This window comes from Saccharothrix hoggarensis (assembly GCF_052936025.1).
In genome coordinates, this window is the sequence record NZ_CP193624.1 from 7,549,241 (window position 1) to 7,566,772 (window position 17,532).

Genomic DNA, 17,532 nt, shown 5'->3' on the forward strand with positions numbered 1-17,532 from the left:
TGGGGGTGGATCAGATGCGCGGCAGCACTGCGGTCTGCTCCAACGCGCCGAACAGGGTGCGGGCGTCCAGCCCGGCCAGGGCCGGGGAGACGGTGCGGTCCGCGACCGGGGCGGTCGGGGAGCCCGGCAGCGGGTTGACGTTCAGGCCGGTCAGCGAGGGCACCTGCGGGACCGCGGGCACCTGCGGGGTCGACGGCAGCTGGGGCGCCTGCGGGAGGCCGGGCACCGAGGGGACGGCCGGGGCGGCGGTCCGGGGCTGCGCCACGCCGGGCACGGGGACCACGAACGGCAGCGGGATCGGCGCCGCGATCGGCGCGGTCGGCAGGGTGCGGCCACGCGCGGGGGCGGCCGGGACGAAGCGGCGCGGCGCCGCGGTGGGCACGGCCGGGACGTTCCGGGTGACGGACCCGACGCCGAGCCCGTTGCCCACCTTGTTGACGACCGTCGGCAGGACGCCGGCGAACCGGGGGTCGCCCGCCACGCCACGGGTGACCTTGTCGGCGGCGTAGGGCAGCTTGCCGCTGATCGTCGGCAGACCCACCAGCGGCGAGGTGGCCTGGACCGGCAGGTCGGCCGCCGTGACGCCCGGGCGGCCCTTCATGGGCAGACCCGTCCTCGGCAGCACGGTGGTCGGCAGCTCCGACACCGGCAGCGTCGTCACGGGCAGCTCGGCGGTCGGCTGCTCGGCCCGCGGCAGCTGCGCGGTCGGCAGCTCGGCCGCCGGCAGGCCCGCCACCGGCAGGCCCGCCGTCGGCAGACCCGCGGTCGGCAGCCCCGCGATCGGCAGGTCGGCGTCCGCCGCCTGCACGTCGGCCAGCTGAGCCTGCGACACCGCGTACCGGGTCAGGCCCACGGTCCGCGCGACGTGCTGCGGCAGGCCGTGGATCGGCACGCCGCGCAGCTCGTCCAGGCTCGTCGCCTGCGGCAGCAGCCCGCGCAGCGCGACCAGGCTCGGCACCTGGGTGATGCCCAGCAGGCTGTCGACGCCGACCGGCAGGTCGATGCCCTTCACCTGGTCGGCCGACGACGAGGAGCGCGTGGTCTCACCGGTGCGCATCCGGCTCCGGTCGTCGGCGCCGGCGGTCGCGGTGCCGAGGAGCTCGATCGGCACACCCACCAGGCGGGCGAACGCCGAGGTCGGCAGGTCGGCGTCCCGGACGGAACCCGGACCCTTGCCGAAGGTGCCGGTGGTGCCGCCGGCCCGGCTCTCGGCCCGGCTGACGCTCTGCGCCGTCGCGAGACCGGCGGCGGAGACGGCGTCGCCGTGGGCCGCCGGCTCGACGCCCACGGGCGCGGTGAGCAGGTTGCCGGACCAGGCGGAGTCCTCGCCGGACGTCAGGTGACGCCCGCCGGCCACCAGGTCGGTGGCGCCGGACGACCGGGCCTCGCTGGTGCCCCCGGCGGTGGCGGCGTCGCCGAACACCTGCATCGGGACCACCGACTGGGCGGCCACACCGTTGCCCGCGAACGAGCCGCGGTCACCGGAGGTGAACACGTCGCCGCCCGCGCGGGAGCCGACCTCGTTGCGGCTCTGGGACTCCACGTTGCTGCCCGCGCCGACGGCGCTGCCGTACAGCTGCGGGGACGACGACTGGGGCGCCGTGAGCACGTTGCCCGAGAGGGAACCGTCGTCGCCCTCCGTGACGGCCGTGCCGCCGGACCGGGAGTCCATCGAGGTGGTCGTGTCGGACGAGCCGTTGCCGACGCCGACGACCGACTGGCCGAACACCTGCCCCGGGTTCGACGTCGGGACGTGCACGATGTTGCCCGACGCGGAGCCGGCCTTGCCGTTGGCCCGCGGCGGGTTGCCGACGTCGATCGTGGTGTCGCTGTCGGTGCGCGACGTCGGGTTGGCGACCGCGCCGCCCGAGTTGCCGAACACCTGGCCGCCGATCGCGGTCGGCGTGGACACCACGTTGCTGGACGCGGTGCCGTTGTCGTCGATGCTGTTCGCGGCGCGGCCCGAGGTGATCGTCTTCCGCTCGGTCATCCGGCCGGACGGCGTGCCCGCCGCGCCGACGCTGTTGCTGAACGCCTCCGCCGGCACGCCGATCGGGGCCTGCCCGATGTTGCCGGAGAGCACCGCGTCGTTGCCGGTGGTGCCGTTGTAGCCGCCCGAGGTCGAGGTCACCTCGTTCTCGCACTCGCCCTGGGCGATGCCGCCCGCGGTGGTGCCGTTGCCGCACAGGTCGGCCGCGCCCGCCGGCGGCAGGTTGGCCGAGTTCGCCGACAGCACGGAGCGGTCGCCGTTGGTGTAGGTGTCGCCGCCCGCCCTCGTGGTGCTGTCGTTGGCGTGCCGGGCCGCGGTGTTGCCGACGCCCGAGGTGGAGTTGCCCGCGCCGGACACCGGCAGGGCGACCGGCGCGTCGGCGAAGTTGCCCGACAGCACGGCGTCCTGGCCGGCGGTGCGGCTGGTGCCGCCCGCGGTGGCGGTGTATGTCGAGGAGCCGTCGACGTCCGCGTTGCCCGCGCCGCCCACGGCGTTGTCGTCCGTGGACACGGGGCCGGCGAGGGCGGGCTGGACCACGTTGCCCGCCATCGTGCCGTCGTCGCCGGAGGTGGCCGCCCACATCGGGGTGCCGCTGCGGTAGGAGCGCGACGCGCCGGCGTCCGCGGACGCCTCGTTGTCGGCCACCGCGTCCGCCTTGCCCGCGGCGCCGACGCCGTTGCCGCTCACCGCGACCACCGGCGCCAGGGGCGCGCCGAGGACGTTGCCGCCGCCGGCCGCGCGGTCGCCGTCGGTGTGCAGCGTGCCGCCCGCGTCGGCGCGGTTCGAGGAGGTGGCGGAGGAGTGCGAGTTGCCGCCCGCCGCGAGCGCGTTGTTCGTCACCTGCGCCGGCACGGCGCCCTGCACGGCGGCGATGTTGCCGGACAGCGAGCCGTCCCGGCCCGAGGTCGTGACGTCGCCGGACGCGACGGCCCGCTGGTCGGCGTCGGTGCGGGTCTCGGAGTTCGCCAGGATCGCGACGGCGTTGCCGGTCACCTGGGGGGACGCCGCGGCGCCGGCACGGGCGACGTTGCCCGCCAGCGTGCCGTGCGAGCCGTCGGTCTTGACGTCGCCGGTGCTCTCCGCCGAGCCGGCGCAGTCGGCCTCGCTGTAGGCGTCGCCGCCGGCGGCGATCGCGTTGCCGCACACCTCGACGGGCGCGACCACGTCGGCGTCCGCCCTGTTGCCGCGGGTGACGCTGGAGGTGTCGACCCGGCCCAGCGCGTCACGACCGCTGCGGACCAGGGGGTTGGCCGGCGCCGCGACGCCCGCGGCGGTCAGCTCGGACACGCTCGGGGTCCGGATCTCGCGGTGGATCGTCGGCAGGTCGCCGTTGCCCGCGGGGGTGCCCAGGTTGTTGTGGTCGACGTCGACCGGGATGCGCGCCTGCGCGTCGAGCGCGTTCGGCGGGGCGTCGGGGTTGACGTTGTCCTGGGCTGAAGCGATGCCCGTACCGAGCATCAGCAAACCACCAGTGACAAGTGCGGTCTGGAGACCGCGCTTGGCCCAGGTTTGCATGAGTTCTCCTTCTTTCGGTGTCCCTTGCGGGAGGTGAAGGGTGGTCGGACGCGGCGAACCGCGTCGGGGGACGACGACCACCCGGATCAGAGGGGGTGGGAGGCGCGGCGTCACGACCGGAAGGGGAGCGCACGCGAACGGCGCAACGGTCGTTACCGGGTCAGCTCGTCAGCGAGCTGCGCGGACCGCGCGCTGTGGTCAGTCGGGCGTGATGCCGGGCTGCTTGCCCGGCATCACGACGTTCCGCTCAGTGGCGGGGGACAGAGCCCGGGCCACCGCGGCGTCGAAGCGGTCGGCGGAGACGGCCGAGAACGGGCCGCTGCCACCGCCGGCGTTGCCGGAGCCGTCGCCACCGCAGGAGCAGTGGACCGGCGCGCCGAGGGGCGCGAACGGCATCGACGGCAGTCCGGACGGGTCGCCCGGCAAGGACGGCCCGGTGTCACCCGGCAGCGCGGCGACCGGCTGCCGGGAGGTCTCCAGCCAGGTACGGCTGATCAGGTCGAACACCCCGTGCACCACCGGGGCGCCCGCGGACTGCGGCGCGGCGGTGGTGGCCGGGGTGGTCTCGGTGACGCCCCGCGCCACGACCGCGGCGACCACCGGCTCGGTGGCGACCTGGTCGGTCGGGCGCGCCGGCTTCAGCCAGCCGCCCACGTGCTCGACGGTGCCGCGGATCTCCTCCGCGACCCGGCCGAGGTCCGGCGGGCTCGGCTCCCGCACCGGCGGGGTGCCGAGCGCGACGTCCAGGTCCCGCACGGCCTCGCGGACCTCGGTCAACGCGACCGGGTCGAGCGCGGCCCGGACCGGGCTCACCTGGGTGATCCCGGTGACCGCGTCGGGGTCGACGGGGGCTTGCGCGGACGCCGGTGACGTGGCCAGCGCCCAAGCCGCCGCCGTGCCGGCCAGCGTGCCGCCCGCGACCAGCAGGGCGCGGGAGAGCAGCCGCCGAACGCGGCTCGCCCCCGTTCCCACTCGCTGGTCAACGGCCGACATCGCTGGTACCTCCACGGAAAGCGCTGGGATTCGCCGGCGACGTGATCGACGTGATCAAGCCCGACGACGTGAGAGTGCCAGGAGGGAACCGAGGAGCGCACGCCTTCGACACCGGGTTCGCCGGATCGTGTGATCGACACTCCGTGTTGTCGACTGTGACGGTACGTGATCAGACCCGCTTGAGCACCCGCGCCGCGCCGGCGGCGGCCGTGGACGCCAGGATCCAGCCCACGGCGATCAACCCGCTGGAAATCCACTGCGAGGCGCCGCTGAACTTCCACTTGCCGTCCTGGCCGAGGTCGACGATCGGGATCAGCAGGTCCATCGACAGCAGCCACGCGTTCCACGACGGCGACTCGTCGTCGTTGAGCTTCGGCATCTCGTGGCCCAGGAACCACGCCGAACCCGCCAGCCAGAACGCGGCCAGCCAGGCGATCGCGAGCCACGGCCGGTAGCCGTAGCCGACCGTCCAGCGCTGCAGGAAGCCCCACACCCGGCCCGCCACGCCCAGCTCGGAGTAGCGCCGGTGCTGCTTCTCCAGCTGCACGGCCTGCGCCAGCTCCTCCTCGCCGCCGTCCCGGTACACCGCCGCCAGCTGCTCGTACGGCCCCGGCGCGAAGTCCGGCTGCACCTCGCGCAGCCACCGCAGCCGGGTGCGCACGCCGACGTGCGGCGTGGACGAGATCGAGCGGAACGTGAAGTCCTCCACGTCCACGCCGCCGGTCGCCGCCCACAGCCCCGGCCCGTCCAGCACGGTCGCCGCCGTGACCCGGGTCAGCACGACCCGGCCGACCGGCACCTGGTCCTCCGACAGCCGCAGCACGAGCTGGCTCACCGTGAGCCCGTAGGCGTTCAGCGCGATGTCGCTGTCCGGGCCGCCGAGCCGCGCGCCCGCGAACGTCGCCATCTTCCCGACCTCGGCCAGCCGGATGCGCACGCCGCCGACGGCGGTGAAGCCGTGGCTGCACAGGAAGTCCTTGCCGACGGTGGCGACCCGCGCGTCGAGCGACGGCTTGACCGTGCCGTCCGGGCGGCGGCGCGGCGACAGCAGGGACGCGCCCGAGCAGTCGAGCGTGGAGCCGATCTCGGCGTTCTGGAGGCGCAGCGAGCCGTGGGCGCGCAGGTCGCGGAGGAACAGCGTGCCGCCGACGCGGAGCCGGTCGGCGAACAGGACGTCGATGCCGGGGCCGTGCAGCCGGACGCCGGAGAGGGACGCGCTGCCGCGCACGTGCGCGTCCACCAGGCGCACCTGCCCGTAGGCCTGCAGGGCCGAGTCGCGCGCGCCGTCGCCCGCGAAGCCGCCGTTCACCGCGCCGCGCGCTTCGAGGTCGCCGCGCACCCTGATGCCGTCCGCGTGCAGGGCCACCGGGATGCGGTGCACGACCTCGCCCGGGTGGTCGGCCAGCTCCTCCACGACGTCGCGGCGGCCGATCACCGCGCCGGACAGCCGCAGGTAGCCGCCGATGTCGGCGTTCGGCAGGCGGACCGTGCCGGAGGACGTGAACCCGTCGTCCAGCTCCACGTTGCCGTCCACCCTCATGCGGTCGGCGACGAGCGCGGCGGCCTCGTCGGCGGTGCCGCGCGGGATGACGAGCACCGGGCGGTCCACCACGCTGGCGCGCAGCCGGGCGCCGGAGAACACGACGCTGCCGCCGACCCGCGCGCCGTCCAGCAGGATGCGGCCCTCGGCGGTGAACCGGCCGCCCTCGGCGTCGCAGAACAGGTTGCCCGCGATGGTGACGCCGGTGGCGTCGAGCGCGTTCTGGCCCGCGTTGACCAGCCGCGCGCCGCCCAGGTGCACGCTGCCGCCGACGTCCGCGCCGCGCAGCCGGACCTCGCCGCCCGCGCGCAGGGCGATGGCCTGGAGCGAGCCGGACAGCCGGATGCGCGCGGCCAGGAGGGCGTGGTCGCCCTTGCTGCGCAGCACCGCGCCCGCGAGCCGGAGCGTGCCGTCGACCGCGGCGTCGGTCAGGTCGACCACGCCGTCGCTGGTGAAGCCCGCCTCCAGCACCAGGTCGCTGCCGACGCGCACGTTGCGGCCCCACAGGCCGGGGACCTTGCAGCCGCGCAGGCGGAGGCCGACCAGGCGTGCCATGCGCAGGTCCGGCGGCTGCTCGAAGGTGCAGTCGAGGAAGTCGACGACGTGGTCGACGCGGGCGCCTTCGAGGGCGAAGGGGCCGACGACGTGCGCGCCGACCAGGCGGAGGGCGGCGGTGCGGTAGCCGGCCGTGAGGAGGAACGACAGGAGCTCGCCGCGGACCGCGCGCTCCTGCTTCGGCGCCCTGGGGTCGAACCGCAGCGGGCGGCCGGCGGCGAACGCGGCGCGCACGTCGTGGTCGACGGTGTCGGCGGCGCGTTCCTCGGCGGTCACGCACCGATCCGACCACCCGCGGCGCGGGTTCCGCCAGGTTTTGGCGGAACCAAACGTGTGGTTCGGCGCGTCACCGCGATGCCCGACCGCCCCACCGGGAGCGCCCGTGCGGACTACCGTGATCCGCGTGACGAGGATGGAGACGGAGATCAGCAACAGGGTGCCGCGGATGCTGCGCGTGTCCGCGGCGTTGAGCTGGCGGTTCGTGGCGGTGGTCGCCGCCCTCTACGTGGTGTTCCAGGTGGTCGGGTTCCTGGCCACGATCGTCATCCCGGCCGGTGTCGCGCTGCTCCTCGCGGCGCTGCTGTCGCCGGCCGTGTCGCAGCTCACCCGGGCCGGCGTGCCGCGCGGGCTGTCCACCGGCATGGTGCTGGTCGGCGGCATCGCCGTGGTCGGCGGCGTGCTCACGTTCGTGATCACCGAGTTCTCCAAGGGCCTGCCGCAGCTGCAGGAGCAGGTCAGCGCGAGCCTCGACACGATCCGCGGCTGGCTCAAGGACGGGCCGCTGCACCTGAGCGACGTGCAGCTCCAGCAGTACCTCGACCGGGTGGTGGAGACGGTCAAGGAGAACCAGACCGAGATCACCTCGGGCGCGCTCACCACGGCGGCCACCGTCGGCGAGCTGCTGACCGGGTTCATCCTCGCGCTGTTCACGCTCATCTTCTTCCTGCACGACGGCGACGGGATCTGGCGGTTCCTGGTCCGGATCGTGCCGCGGGACGTGCGCGAGCGGGCCGACGTGGCGGGGCGGCGCGGGTTCGCCTCGCTCGTGTCGTACGTGCGGGCGACCGCGCTGGTGGCCGTCGTGGACGCGGTCGGCGTCGGCATCGGCCTGTGGATCGTGGACGTGCCGCTGGTCGTGCCGCTGTCGGCGCTGGTGTTCCTCGGCGCGTTCATCCCGATCGTCGGCGCGGTGATCACCGGCGCGGTGGCGGTGCTGGTGGCGCTGGTGGCCAACGGGCCGCTGGAGGCGTTGATCATCCTGGCCGTGCTGATCGGCGTGATGCAGCTGGAGAGCCACGTGCTCCAGCCGCTGCTGCTGGGTCGCGCGGTGAAGCTGCACCCGCTGGCCGTGGTGCTGGCGATCACCGCCGGGTTGGTCGTCGGCGGCATCGCGGGCGCGCTGCTGTCCGTGCCGCTGCTGGCGGTGCTGAACTCGGGGATCAGGTCGCTGCTGTCGGAGTCGGACAAGGACGTCGAGCCGCGCGAGGTGGACGTGCTGGAGCCGCAGGAGAGCGGACCGGTGGACACGGGCGGCGAGCGGGTCGAGGACATCGACAACCGCGACGACCCGAACGCGGAGCACAGCGGGCAGAGGTAGGGACGCCGGGTCAGGCCATCTCGACCAGGTTGCGGCCGTAGCCCTTGGCCGCGAGGAGCGCGGCGTCCGCGGCCACCAGCAGGTCCGGCAGCTCGTAGCCGAACCGCTGGGTGGTCGCCACGCCGATGCTCACGGTCAGGCCGGTGAGCAGGTGCTCCCGGCCGTCCGCGCCGACCGCGGGCACGGCCAGGTCGGCGACGGCGTGCCGGACGCGCTGGGCGACGGCGCGGGCGACGGCGGGCTCGGCGTCGGGCAGCAGCACCACGAACTCCTCGCCGCCGAACCGGCCGACCAGGTCGCCGCGCCGGACGGTGCCGGTGAGCAGCAGGGCGACCGCGCTCAGCGCCGAGTCGCCCGCCAGGTGGCCCACCTCGTCGTTCACCCGCTTGAAGTGGTCGAGGTCGAGCAGCATCACGGCCATCGGCCGGTCCCGCGCCCTGGCCTTCGACAGCTCGTAGCGCGCCCGCCCGTCCCAGTGCACGGCGTTGGCCAGGCCGGTCTTCGCGTCGCGCTGGGCGGACCGGCGCCACTGGGGCAGCTGGGCGGCGCGTTCCAGCAGCGCCAGGGGCGGGCCGGCCATGAGCGCGTGGACGGCGGTCGCGGCGGCGGCGAAGCCCATCAGGCCGCCGATGCTCACCGCGACGACGCCCAGCACGACGTCGATCGGCTCGCCGACGACCTCCTCGGCGGGCGCGCCGGGGCTGCGCAGCTTGAGGCCGAGCGCGATCAGGCCGGCGCGGAGGACCAGCAGCACCGTCGCGCCGAGCACCATGACGGCGAGGTCGGCGGTGGGGTCGTCCCAGCCGATGACGTACCGGGTGCCGAACACGGCCAGCGCCGTCGCGGAGAGGGTGAACACCCAGCGGTGCGACTCGGGGCGCTGCGTCAGCACGCCGTGCAGCGCGGGGCCGAAGAGCAGCAGGACGAGCAGGTTGCACGGCAGCGAGACCAGGCCCGCGGTGAGGTAGCAGAGGTGCGCGGCCCACGGGTTGCGCTCGGACTCGCCCATGCGGTGGCTGTAGATCGAGCTGCCGATGACGACCGCGCCCGCGGTGCCCGCGATGGCCGCGAACCGGCCGACCTCGCCGGGGGTCGGCTGCGGCGACGACACGATGACGTAGACGACGACGGCCAGCGCACAGGCGTCCACGAGCAGCCAGTAGGCCAGCGCGGAGCGCTTCAGCGTCCACAGTGGCCAGTGGCGCACGTTCAGCCCTCCCTCGCCACAGCAGCCCGCGGGCGCGTCCTCGGCCGGAGAGAACCAGAACCGGAGAGATCACGCTCGGTGACTCCGGCCAGCCTCGCACACATGTCCGTGTCGGAACAGACGGCCACCTGGGGGTTAGCTGCGCCACTCCGACACGGCAAGATTGGCCGCGAAGGGAGCACGCCGTGCACACAAAGCCAACCGATCAGGGGCCATCGGTGATGGAAGACCCGGTCGCCCACCTCTGGCGGGGAACGGTAGCGCTACGCATCGTGACGTTCCTGTTCGCGTTGGGCAACGCCGTGGTCCACCACGACGGCTACGAGCGCCCGTGGCTCGCGTGGGCCGCGATCGCCGTGATGGCCCTGTGGTCGGCGTTCACGATCCACGCCTACAGCCGGGAGAGCGGCCGGCGGCCGTGGATCGTCGTCGCCGACCTGGTGATCGCGTGCGGGCTGATGTCCTTGTCGCCGCTGATCATGACGGACGCCCAGTTCCTCTACAACGTCCCGCTGATCACGACGATCTGGGCGTGCGGGCCGGCGGTGGCGGCGGGCGCGCTGGGCGGCCAGGTCGCGGGCGCGCTGGCCGGTTTCGCGGTCGGCCTGAGCACGTACCTCAACCGCCGGGAGCTGAGCGTCGACCTGGTGCGGGACGTGGTGCTGCTGGCCGGCGCCGGTTTCGTGGTCGGCATGGCGTCGTCCACGGCGCGCCGGTCGGCGGTGCGGCTCGCGCAGGCGTTGCGCACCGAGGCGGCGACGGCCGAGCGCGAGCGGCTGGCCCGGTCCATCCACGACGGTGTGCTGCAGGTGCTGGCGCGCGTGCGCAAGCGCGGCACGGAACTCGGCGGCGAGGCGGCGGAGCTCGCCGAGCTCGCCGGCGAGCAGGAGGTCGCGCTGCGGTCGCTCGTGGCCGCCGCCCCCACCGAGTCCACCGTGGACGGTGACGCCGACCTGCGGCCGGCGCTGCAGCTGCTCGCCACGTCGAAGGTCCAGGTGTCCACGCCCGCCACGCAGGTGATGCTGCCCGCCGCGTCCGTGGTCGAGCTGACCGCCGTGGTCCGCGAGGCGCTGTCCAACGTGGACAAGCACGCCGGGCCGGACGCGCGGGCGTGGGTGCTGCTCGAAGACCTCGGCGACGAGGTCGTGCTGAGCGTGCGCGACGACGGCCCCGGCATCCCGGAGGGTCGGCTCGCCTCGGCCGAGGCGGAGGGCCGGATGGGCGTCGCCCAGTCGATCCGGGGCCGCGTGGAGGACCTGCGTGGGACGCTGGAGCTGCAAACGGGCCCGGGGGAGGGCACCGAGTGGGAGGTGCGGGTATTCCGATGAGCGTGTCCGTGATGGTCGTGGACGACCACCCGCTGTGGCGCGACGGTGTCGCGCGTGACCTGGCCGAACGCGGTTTCGAGGTGGTGGCCACCGCGGGTGACGCCGCGTCGGCGGTGCGGATCGCGCGCGCCGTCCGGCCCGACGTGGTGCTGATGGACCTGAACCTGGGCGAGACGACGGGGGTCGAGGCGACGACGGTGATCACCGGGTCGCTGCCCGGCACGCGGGTGCTGGTGCTCTCCGCGAGCGGCGAGCACAGCGACGTGCTGGAGGCGGTGAAGGCGGGCGCGTCCGGCTACCTGGTGAAGTCGGCGTCGGCCGAGGAGCTGGTCGAGGCGGTGAACCGGACGGCCGCCGGCGACGCGGTGTTCACGGCGGGCCTGGCCGGGCTGGTGCTCGGGGAGTACCGGCGGATGGCCGCCACGCCGGACGAGGACAAGCCGCAGCTCACCGAGCGGGAGACCGAGGTGCTGCGGCTGGTCGCCAAGGGGCTGACGGCGCGGCAGATCGCGAACCGGCTGGTCATCTCGCACCGCACGGTGGAGAACCACGTGCAGTCCACCCTGCGCAAGCTGCAACTGCACAACCGCGTCGAGCTGGCGCGGTACGCGATCGAGCACGGGCTCGACGTCGAGCCGGAGGACTGAGCGATGACCGAACCAGGCAGCACCGACCCGGCAATGGCCGACCCGGCAGTGGCCGACCCGGCAGTGGCCGACGCGGCCGTGACCGAGCCGGCCAGGACCGACCCGGCCGCGTTGGACCCCAAGGACCTCCGCGTGTCCGACGCCGAGCGGGAGCACGTCGTCGGCCTGCTCCAGAAGGCGATCGGGCGCGGCCTGATCACCTTGGACGAGTTCACCGAGCGCACCGACACGGCGCTGGCCGCGCGCACCCGCGGTCAGCTCAACGCGGTGCTGCTGGACCTGCCGGGGATGGTGCACCACGAGCGGGCCGTCGTCGCGCCGGCCGAGCGGCAGGAGCTGAAGGCGACCATGTCCACGGTGGCCCGGAAGGGCCGCTGGGCGGTGCCGCGGCAGCTCCTCGTGCGCAACCGGATGGGGTCGACGGACCTCGACTTCCGCGAGGCGTCCATCCCGCACGCGGTGGTGGACATCGAGCTGGACGTGACCGCCGGTTCGGTGAAGCTGGTGCTGCCGGAGGGCGCCACGGTCGACGCCGACGGCGTGGAGCTGGCCGCGAGCAACCTGAAGGACAAGGTCGGCACGGGCGCGAACGGGCGGCCGCACTTCGTCGTGCACGGCCACGTGCGCGCGGGCAACGTGGAGATCAAGAAGAAGACCCGCTGGTTCCGGCACGCCTGAGCGCCGGAGAGGACCGCCGGACGGGCTCCGCCGTGCGGGACGTCGCCCGGACGGCGAGGATCGGGGCGTGCACTGCCTCGTCACCGGCGCGACCGGCTACCTGGGTGGACGGCTCGTGCCCCGGTTGCTGGCGGACGGCCACCGGGTCAGGTGCCTGGTCCGCGACCCCGGCAAGCTGCGGGACGTGCCGTGGGCCGACCGGGTCGAGGTGGTCCGCGGCGACGTGCTCGACCCGGCCTCACTGGCCGCGGCGATGCGGGACGTCGACGTCGTGCACTACCTGGTGCACTCGCTGAACGACCCCGACTTCGCCGACGCCGACCGGCGGGCCGCGGTGAACACGGCGCGCGCGGCCGAGGACGCGGGGGTGCGGCGGATCGTCTACCTGGGCGGGCTGCACCCGCCGGGGGTCGCGCTGTCGCCCCACCTCGCGTCGCGCCAGGAGGTGGGGGAGGTGTTCCTGCGCGGCGCGGTGCCCGCGGTGGTGCTGCAGGCGGCGGTGATCATCGGGTCCGGGTCGGCGAGCTTCGAGATGCTGCGCTACCTCACCGAGCGGCTGCCGGTGATGATCACCCCGCGGTGGGTGCGCAACCGGGTCCAGCCGATCGCCGTGCGGGACGTGCTCCGGTACCTGGTGGACGCGGTGCGGCTCCCGGCCGACGTGAACCGGGCGTTCGACATCGGCGGCCCCGACGTGCTGACGTACCTGGAGATGATGCTGCGGTACGCGGCGGTGGCCGGGCTGCGGCCGCGGCGGGTGCTGCCGGTGCCGCTGCTCACGCCGAGGCTGTCCGCGCACTGGGTGAACCTGGTGACGCCGGTGCCGCGGTCGATCGCCGCGCCGCTGATCGAGTCGCTGGTGCACGAGGTGGTGTGCCGCGAGCACGACGTCGAGTCGCTGATGCCCGGCCGGAACACCGGTTACGACGAGGCGGTCGCGGCGGCGCTGGCCAAGGTCCGCGACGCGGACGTGGAGACCCGGTGGTCCGGGGCGTCGGTGCCGGGCGCGCCCGCCGACCCGTTGCCGACCGACCCCGACTGGTCGGGCGGCTCGTCGTACGTGGACGTGCGGGAACGGCGCACGGAGGCGTCCCCGGACCGGCTGTGGCGGGTCGTGGAGGGCATCGGCGGCGAGCACGGCTGGTACTCGTTCCCGCTCGCCTGGGCGGTGCGCGGCTGGCTGGACCGGCTGGTCGGCGGGGTCGGGCTGCGGCGCGGGCGGCGCGACCCGAGGCGGCTGCACGTCGGCGAGGCGCTGGACTTCTGGCGGGTGGAGGAGATCGACCGGGGCCGCCTGCTGCGGTTGCGCGCGGAGATGCGGGTGCCGGGTCTTGCGTGGCTGGAGCTGCGCGTCGCGCCGGCGCCGGGCGGCGGGTCGACGTACCGGCAGCGGGCGGTGTTCGTGCCGCGCGGGTTGGCCGGGCACGTGTACTGGTGGCTGGTGTGGCCGTTCCACGGGCTGGTGTTCGGGGGCATGGCGCGCAACATCGCCTGTGAAGCGGAACTTACGAGTGAATTCAGAAAGTCCTGATGGACTGCACAACCGCGCGGGGGCACACTCGCCGGCATGAAGGCACTGGTCAAGGCGACCGCCGGACCCGGACTGTCGCTGACCGACGTACCGGACCCCATCCCCGGCCCCGGTGACGTGGTGGTCCGGGTGCTGCGCACCGGCATCTGCGGCACGGACCTGCACATCGACTCGTGGGACGAGTGGGCCGCGCACAACATCCACGCGCCGCTCGTGCTCGGCCACGAGTTCGTCGGTGAGGTCGTGGAGACCGGCGCCGCCGTGACCGGGGTGAACGTGGGCGACCTCGTCAGCGGCGAGGGCCACCTGGTCTGCGGGACGTGCCGGAACTGCAAGGCGGGCCGCCGCCACCTGTGCGCCAACACGCGCGGCCTCGGCGTGCACAGCGACGGGGCGTTCGCGCAGTACGTCGTGCTGCCCGAGGAGAACGCGTGGGTGCACCGGGCGTCCGTGGACCTCGACGTCGCCGCGATCTTCGACCCGTTCGGCAACGCCGTGCACACCGCGCTGTCGTTCCCGGTCCTGGGCGAGGACGTGCTGATCACCGGCGCGGGCCCGATCGGGATCATGGCCGCCGCCGTGGCCAAGCACGCGGGCGCGCGCAACGTCGTCATCACCGACGTGAGCGAGCACCGGCTGGAGCTGGCCCGCAAGGTCGGCGTCGACCTCGCCCTGAACGTCGCCGAGCGGACGATCTCCGAGGCGCAGTCCGAGCTGGGCATGTCCGAGGGCTTCGACGTGGGCATGGAGATGTCCGGCAAGCCGATCGCGCTGCAGGAGATGATCGGCAACATGGCCCACGGCGGCCGGATCGCGATGCTGGGCCTGCCCGCCGAGGAGTTCCCGGTGGACTGGAGCAGCGTGGTGCTGAAGATGCTGCAGGTCAAGGGCATCTACGGCCGCGAGATGTTCGAGACCTGGTACTCGATGTCGGTGCTGCTGCAACGCGGCCTCGACCTGACGCCGGTGATCACGCACCGGTTCGACTACACGGCGTTCGACGAGGCGTTCACGACGGCTCGCGAGGGCAAGTGCGGCAAGGTCATCCTCGACTGGACGGGAGCTCCCTGATGTACGGCGCGATGCGCGAGGACCTGCGGACCGGGCTGGACGAGATCCGCGCGGCCGGGCTTTACAAGGCCGAACGGGTGATCGGCACGCCGCAGAACGCGGCCGTCCGCGTCGGCTCCGGCGACGAGGTGCTGAACTTCTGCGCCAACAACTACCTGGGCCTGGCCGACCACCCGAGGCTGGTGGCGGCCGCGCACGAGGCGCTGGACCGGTGGGGCTTCGGCATGGCGTCGGTGCGGTTCATCTGCGGCACGCAGGAGCCGCACAAGGAGCTGGAACGGCGGCTGTCGGAGTTCCTGGGCACCGAGGACACGATCCTCTACAGCTCGTGCTTCGACGCCAACGGCGGGCTGTTCGAGACGCTGCTCGGCGCGGACGACGCGATCATCTCCGACGAGCTGAACCACGCGTCCATCATCGACGGCGTGCGGCTGTCGAAGGCCCGCCGGTACCGGTACAAGAACCGCGACATGGACGACCTGGAGCGGCAGCTGAAGGACGCCGCCGACGCCCGGTACCGGCTGGTCGCCACCGACGGCGTGTTCTCCATGGACGGCTACCTGGCGCCGTTGGACGAGATCTGCGACCTGGCAGACCGGTACGACGCGCTGGTCATGGTGGACGACTCGCACGCGGTCGGCTTCACCGGCCCGAACGGGCGCGGCACGCCGGAGCTGTACGGCGTGCAGGACCGGGTGGACATCGTCACCGGCACGCTCGGCAAGGCGCTGGGCGGCGCGTCCGGCGGCTACACGTCCGGGCGGGCGGAGATCGTGGAGATGCTGCGGCAGCGGTCGCGGCCGTACCTGTTCTCGAACTCGCTGGCCCCGTCGATCACGGCCGCCGCGATCGCCGCGCTGGACCTGCTCAGCTCGTCCGGCGAGCTGCTGACCAGGCTGCGGGAGAACACCGCCCTGTTCCGGTCGCGGATGACGGCGGAGGGCTTCGACCTGCTGCCCGGCGAGCACCCGATCATCCCGGTGATGATCGGCGACGCGGCGGAGGCGTCGCGGATGGCGGACCTGCTGCTGGAGCAGGGCATCTACGTGATCGGCTTCTCGTACCCCGTCGTGCCGCACGGCAAGGCGCGGATCCGGACGCAGATGTCGGCGGCGCACTCGACGGACGACGTGAACCGCGCCGTGGACGCCTTCGTGGCCGCCCGCGCCCGGATGTGACCTAGCCGCGGTTGTTCCGGCTGCCGATCAGCGCGAGGAGGAGCGCGGGGACGACGACCGAGCCGATCGCGATCGGGACGTTCACCTCGAACCCGCCCGCGCGGACGCTGGGCACGACGATCCCGAGCACGATCAGGACGAGGAGGCCGGCGGACGCGATGAGCAGTTCCAGGCGGCGGTTCGAACGCATGGTCCTTGGTACCGCACGGGGACCGCGAACGCACACCGCCGGGCCTCAGCGCGGTCGCACGGCCTCGACCAGGAACCGCTGCGAGTGCGCCACGAACGGGCCGTGACGCTCGATGAAGTCGTGGAGCCGGGCGAGCCGGGCGCGGTACCCGTCGACGGTGAAGCCGGGGACGGTCCAGACGACCTCGCGCAGGAAGACGACGACCGACGCGATGTCGTGGAACTCCATCCGGAGGGCTTCCCGGCGCAGGTCGACGACCTCCAGCCCGGCCGCTTCCGCCGCGGCCACGACCACCAGCGGGTCGCGGTCCGGGCTCACCACCTGCGGCCCCATCATCGCGTCGGTCAGCTCGCGCTCGGCGAGCAGCGTCGCGAACTTCCACGACGGTCGCTCCTCGGTGGCGCGACCCGTGAACCAGGAGAAGTCCCCGCCCTCCGTCGGGACCGCTTCGCCTTCCGCCACGAGCTGGTCGAAGGTCGACATGAGGTGAGGATGGCAGCGGCGGCCGGCGCCCGCGCCGGATCAACCGCCGGTGCGCCGCGCGCCCCGGACGGGCGCTGGATGAGGATGGACCGGTGATCGACCCACGGCGACTCCGAGTGCTGCGCGCGCTCGCCGACCACGGCACCGTGACGGCGGCGGCGCAGGCGCTGCACCTCACGCCGTCCGCCGTGTCGCAGCAGCTGGCCGCCCTCGAGTCGGAGGTCGGGCACCCGCTGTTGCGGCGGCGCGGGCGGCGGGTGTCGCTGACGGCCGCCGGTGAGCTGCTGGTCGGGCACGCGAGCGTCGTGGCGGCGGAGCTGGAGCGGGCGCAGGCGACCCTGGCCGCGTTCACGTCCGGCACGACCGGTCCGGTGCACGTGGGCAGCTTCGCGTCGGCGATCACGCAGGTCGTCGCCCCCGCGTTGGCCGCGCTGCGGGTGTCCGCGCCGGGCGTGACGCTGCGGGTGCGCGACGTGGAGGGGCACGCCAGCGTGCCGCTGCTGCTGGACGGCGAGATCGACCTGGCGATCACCGAGGAGTACAGGCCGCGGACCGACGACCGGCGGCTGACCAGGTTCCCGCTGTACACCGAGCCGTTCGACGTGGTGCTGCCCGGCGGTCACCGGCTGGCGGGGCGGGGTGACGTCGACCTGGCGGACCTCGCGGACGACGACTGGGTCGTGCCGCTGCCCGGCAACCCGGTGCGGGACGTCGTGGAGCTGGCCTGCGAGCACGCCGGCTTCGCGCCGCGCATCAGGCACACGTCCGACGACTTCCGGGCCATCGACGCCTTGGTGCGGGCCGGCGCCGGCGTGGCGCTGGTGCCGCGCAACGCGGTGCGGGGCGTCCCGGTGTGCGGCACCGCCCCGCTGCGCCGGGTGGTCGCGGCAGTGCGCCGGGGCAGCGAGGACCACCCGCTGATCAAACTGGTCCGCGACGCCCTACAAGCCGCAGCGCCCTAGACCACGTTCACGCGAGGTCGCAGCGACCGTGCCGCCGCCTGCGAAGCAGCAGCCATGTGCACGGTCG

General features: G+C 74.1%; 14 protein-coding genes. 8 read left to right on the forward strand and 6 right to left on the reverse strand.

The genetic code is table 11. The features are described from left to right. Positions 1–10: 10 nt before the first annotated feature. The 3 genes from ACRAKH_RS34605 to ACRAKH_RS34615 all read right to left on the reverse strand — a co-directional run bounded on the left by ACRAKH_RS34605 (position 11) and on the right by ACRAKH_RS34615 (position 6,869). Entirely contained in the window at positions 11–3,448 is a 3,438-nt protein-coding gene (locus ACRAKH_RS34605) for a hypothetical protein (protein WP_447009538.1), read from the reverse strand. Between the two features lie 255 nt (positions 3,449–3,703). Beyond that, the gene (locus ACRAKH_RS34610; RefSeq protein ID WP_380725942.1) at positions 3,704–4,498 is read right to left on the reverse strand and encodes a hypothetical protein; all 795 of its coding nucleotides are present in this window, start codon (positions 4,496–4,498) and stop codon (positions 3,704–3,706) included. A 169-nt stretch (positions 4,499–4,667) separates the two neighbouring features. After that, positions 4,668–6,869, reverse strand: coding sequence for a hypothetical protein (locus tag ACRAKH_RS34615; protein WP_447009539.1), 2,202 nt, complete (start codon positions 6,867–6,869; stop codon positions 4,668–4,670). Between the two features lie 136 nt (positions 6,870–7,005). On the opposite strand from ACRAKH_RS34615, the gene ACRAKH_RS34620 reads away from it, so the two are divergent. Continuing rightward, the gene (locus ACRAKH_RS34620; RefSeq protein WP_380725967.1) at positions 7,006–8,190 is read left to right on the forward strand and encodes an AI-2E family transporter; all 1,185 of its coding nucleotides are present in this window, start codon (positions 7,006–7,008) and stop codon (positions 8,188–8,190) included. A gap of 10 nt (positions 8,191–8,200) precedes the next feature. On the opposite strand, the gene ACRAKH_RS34625 is transcribed toward ACRAKH_RS34620, so the two are convergent. Next, complete coding sequence (locus ACRAKH_RS34625) at positions 8,201–9,397, reverse strand: GGDEF domain-containing protein (protein WP_447009540.1); 1,197 nt, start codon at positions 9,395–9,397, stop codon at positions 8,201–8,203. Positions 9,398–9,618: 221 nt separating this feature from the next. On the opposite strand from ACRAKH_RS34625, the gene macS reads away from it, so the two are divergent. The 6 genes from macS (at position 9,619) to ACRAKH_RS34655 (ending at position 15,830) form a co-directional block, all read left to right on the forward strand. Beyond that, a complete protein-coding gene (gene macS, locus ACRAKH_RS34630; protein WP_380725948.1) occupies positions 9,619–10,725 on the forward strand; it encodes a MacS family sensor histidine kinase in 1,107 nt (368 codons plus the stop codon). Further along, positions 10,722–11,372, forward strand: a complete 651-nt coding sequence (locus ACRAKH_RS34635) for a response regulator (RefSeq protein ID WP_380725950.1) — start codon at positions 10,722–10,724, stop codon at positions 11,370–11,372. Before macS ends, ACRAKH_RS34635 begins: the two co-directional genes overlap by 4 nt. A gap of 3 nt (positions 11,373–11,375) precedes the next feature. After that, a complete protein-coding gene (locus ACRAKH_RS34640; RefSeq protein ID WP_380725952.1) occupies positions 11,376–12,050 on the forward strand; it encodes a DUF1707 SHOCT-like domain-containing protein in 675 nt (224 codons plus the stop codon). Positions 12,051–12,117: 67 nt separating this feature from the next. Further along, positions 12,118–13,581, forward strand: coding sequence for an SDR family oxidoreductase (locus ACRAKH_RS34645; RefSeq protein WP_380725954.1), 1,464 nt, complete (start codon positions 12,118–12,120; stop codon positions 13,579–13,581). Between the two features lie 36 nt (positions 13,582–13,617). Beyond that, the gene (tdh, locus tag ACRAKH_RS34650) at positions 13,618–14,652 is read left to right on the forward strand and encodes an L-threonine 3-dehydrogenase (RefSeq protein ID WP_380725956.1); all 1,035 of its coding nucleotides are present in this window, start codon (positions 13,618–13,620) and stop codon (positions 14,650–14,652) included. After that, a complete protein-coding gene (locus ACRAKH_RS34655; RefSeq protein WP_380725958.1) occupies positions 14,652–15,830 on the forward strand; it encodes a glycine C-acetyltransferase in 1,179 nt (392 codons plus the stop codon). The genes tdh and ACRAKH_RS34655 overlap by 1 nt, the downstream gene beginning before the upstream one ends. A gap of 1 nt (position 15,831) precedes the next feature. Here the strand turns inward: ACRAKH_RS34655 and ACRAKH_RS34660 are convergent, their stop codons facing one another. After that, the gene (locus tag ACRAKH_RS34660) at positions 15,832–16,020 is read right to left on the reverse strand and encodes a hypothetical protein (protein WP_380725960.1); all 189 of its coding nucleotides are present in this window, start codon (positions 16,018–16,020) and stop codon (positions 15,832–15,834) included. A gap of 45 nt (positions 16,021–16,065) precedes the next feature. Beyond that, positions 16,066–16,503 (reverse strand): hypothetical protein, encoded by a 438-nt coding sequence (locus ACRAKH_RS34665; RefSeq protein WP_380725962.1) that lies wholly within the window; start codon positions 16,501–16,503, stop codon positions 16,066–16,068. Positions 16,504–16,595: 92 nt separating this feature from the next. Here ACRAKH_RS34665 and ACRAKH_RS34670 point away from each other — a divergent pair, with 92 nt between their 5' ends. Then, positions 16,596–17,465 carry a LysR family transcriptional regulator gene (locus ACRAKH_RS34670; RefSeq protein WP_380725964.1) on the forward strand — a complete coding sequence of 290 codons (870 nt, stop codon included), beginning with the start codon at positions 16,596–16,598 and terminating at the stop codon, positions 17,463–17,465. Positions 17,466–17,532: the final 67 nt, after the last annotated feature.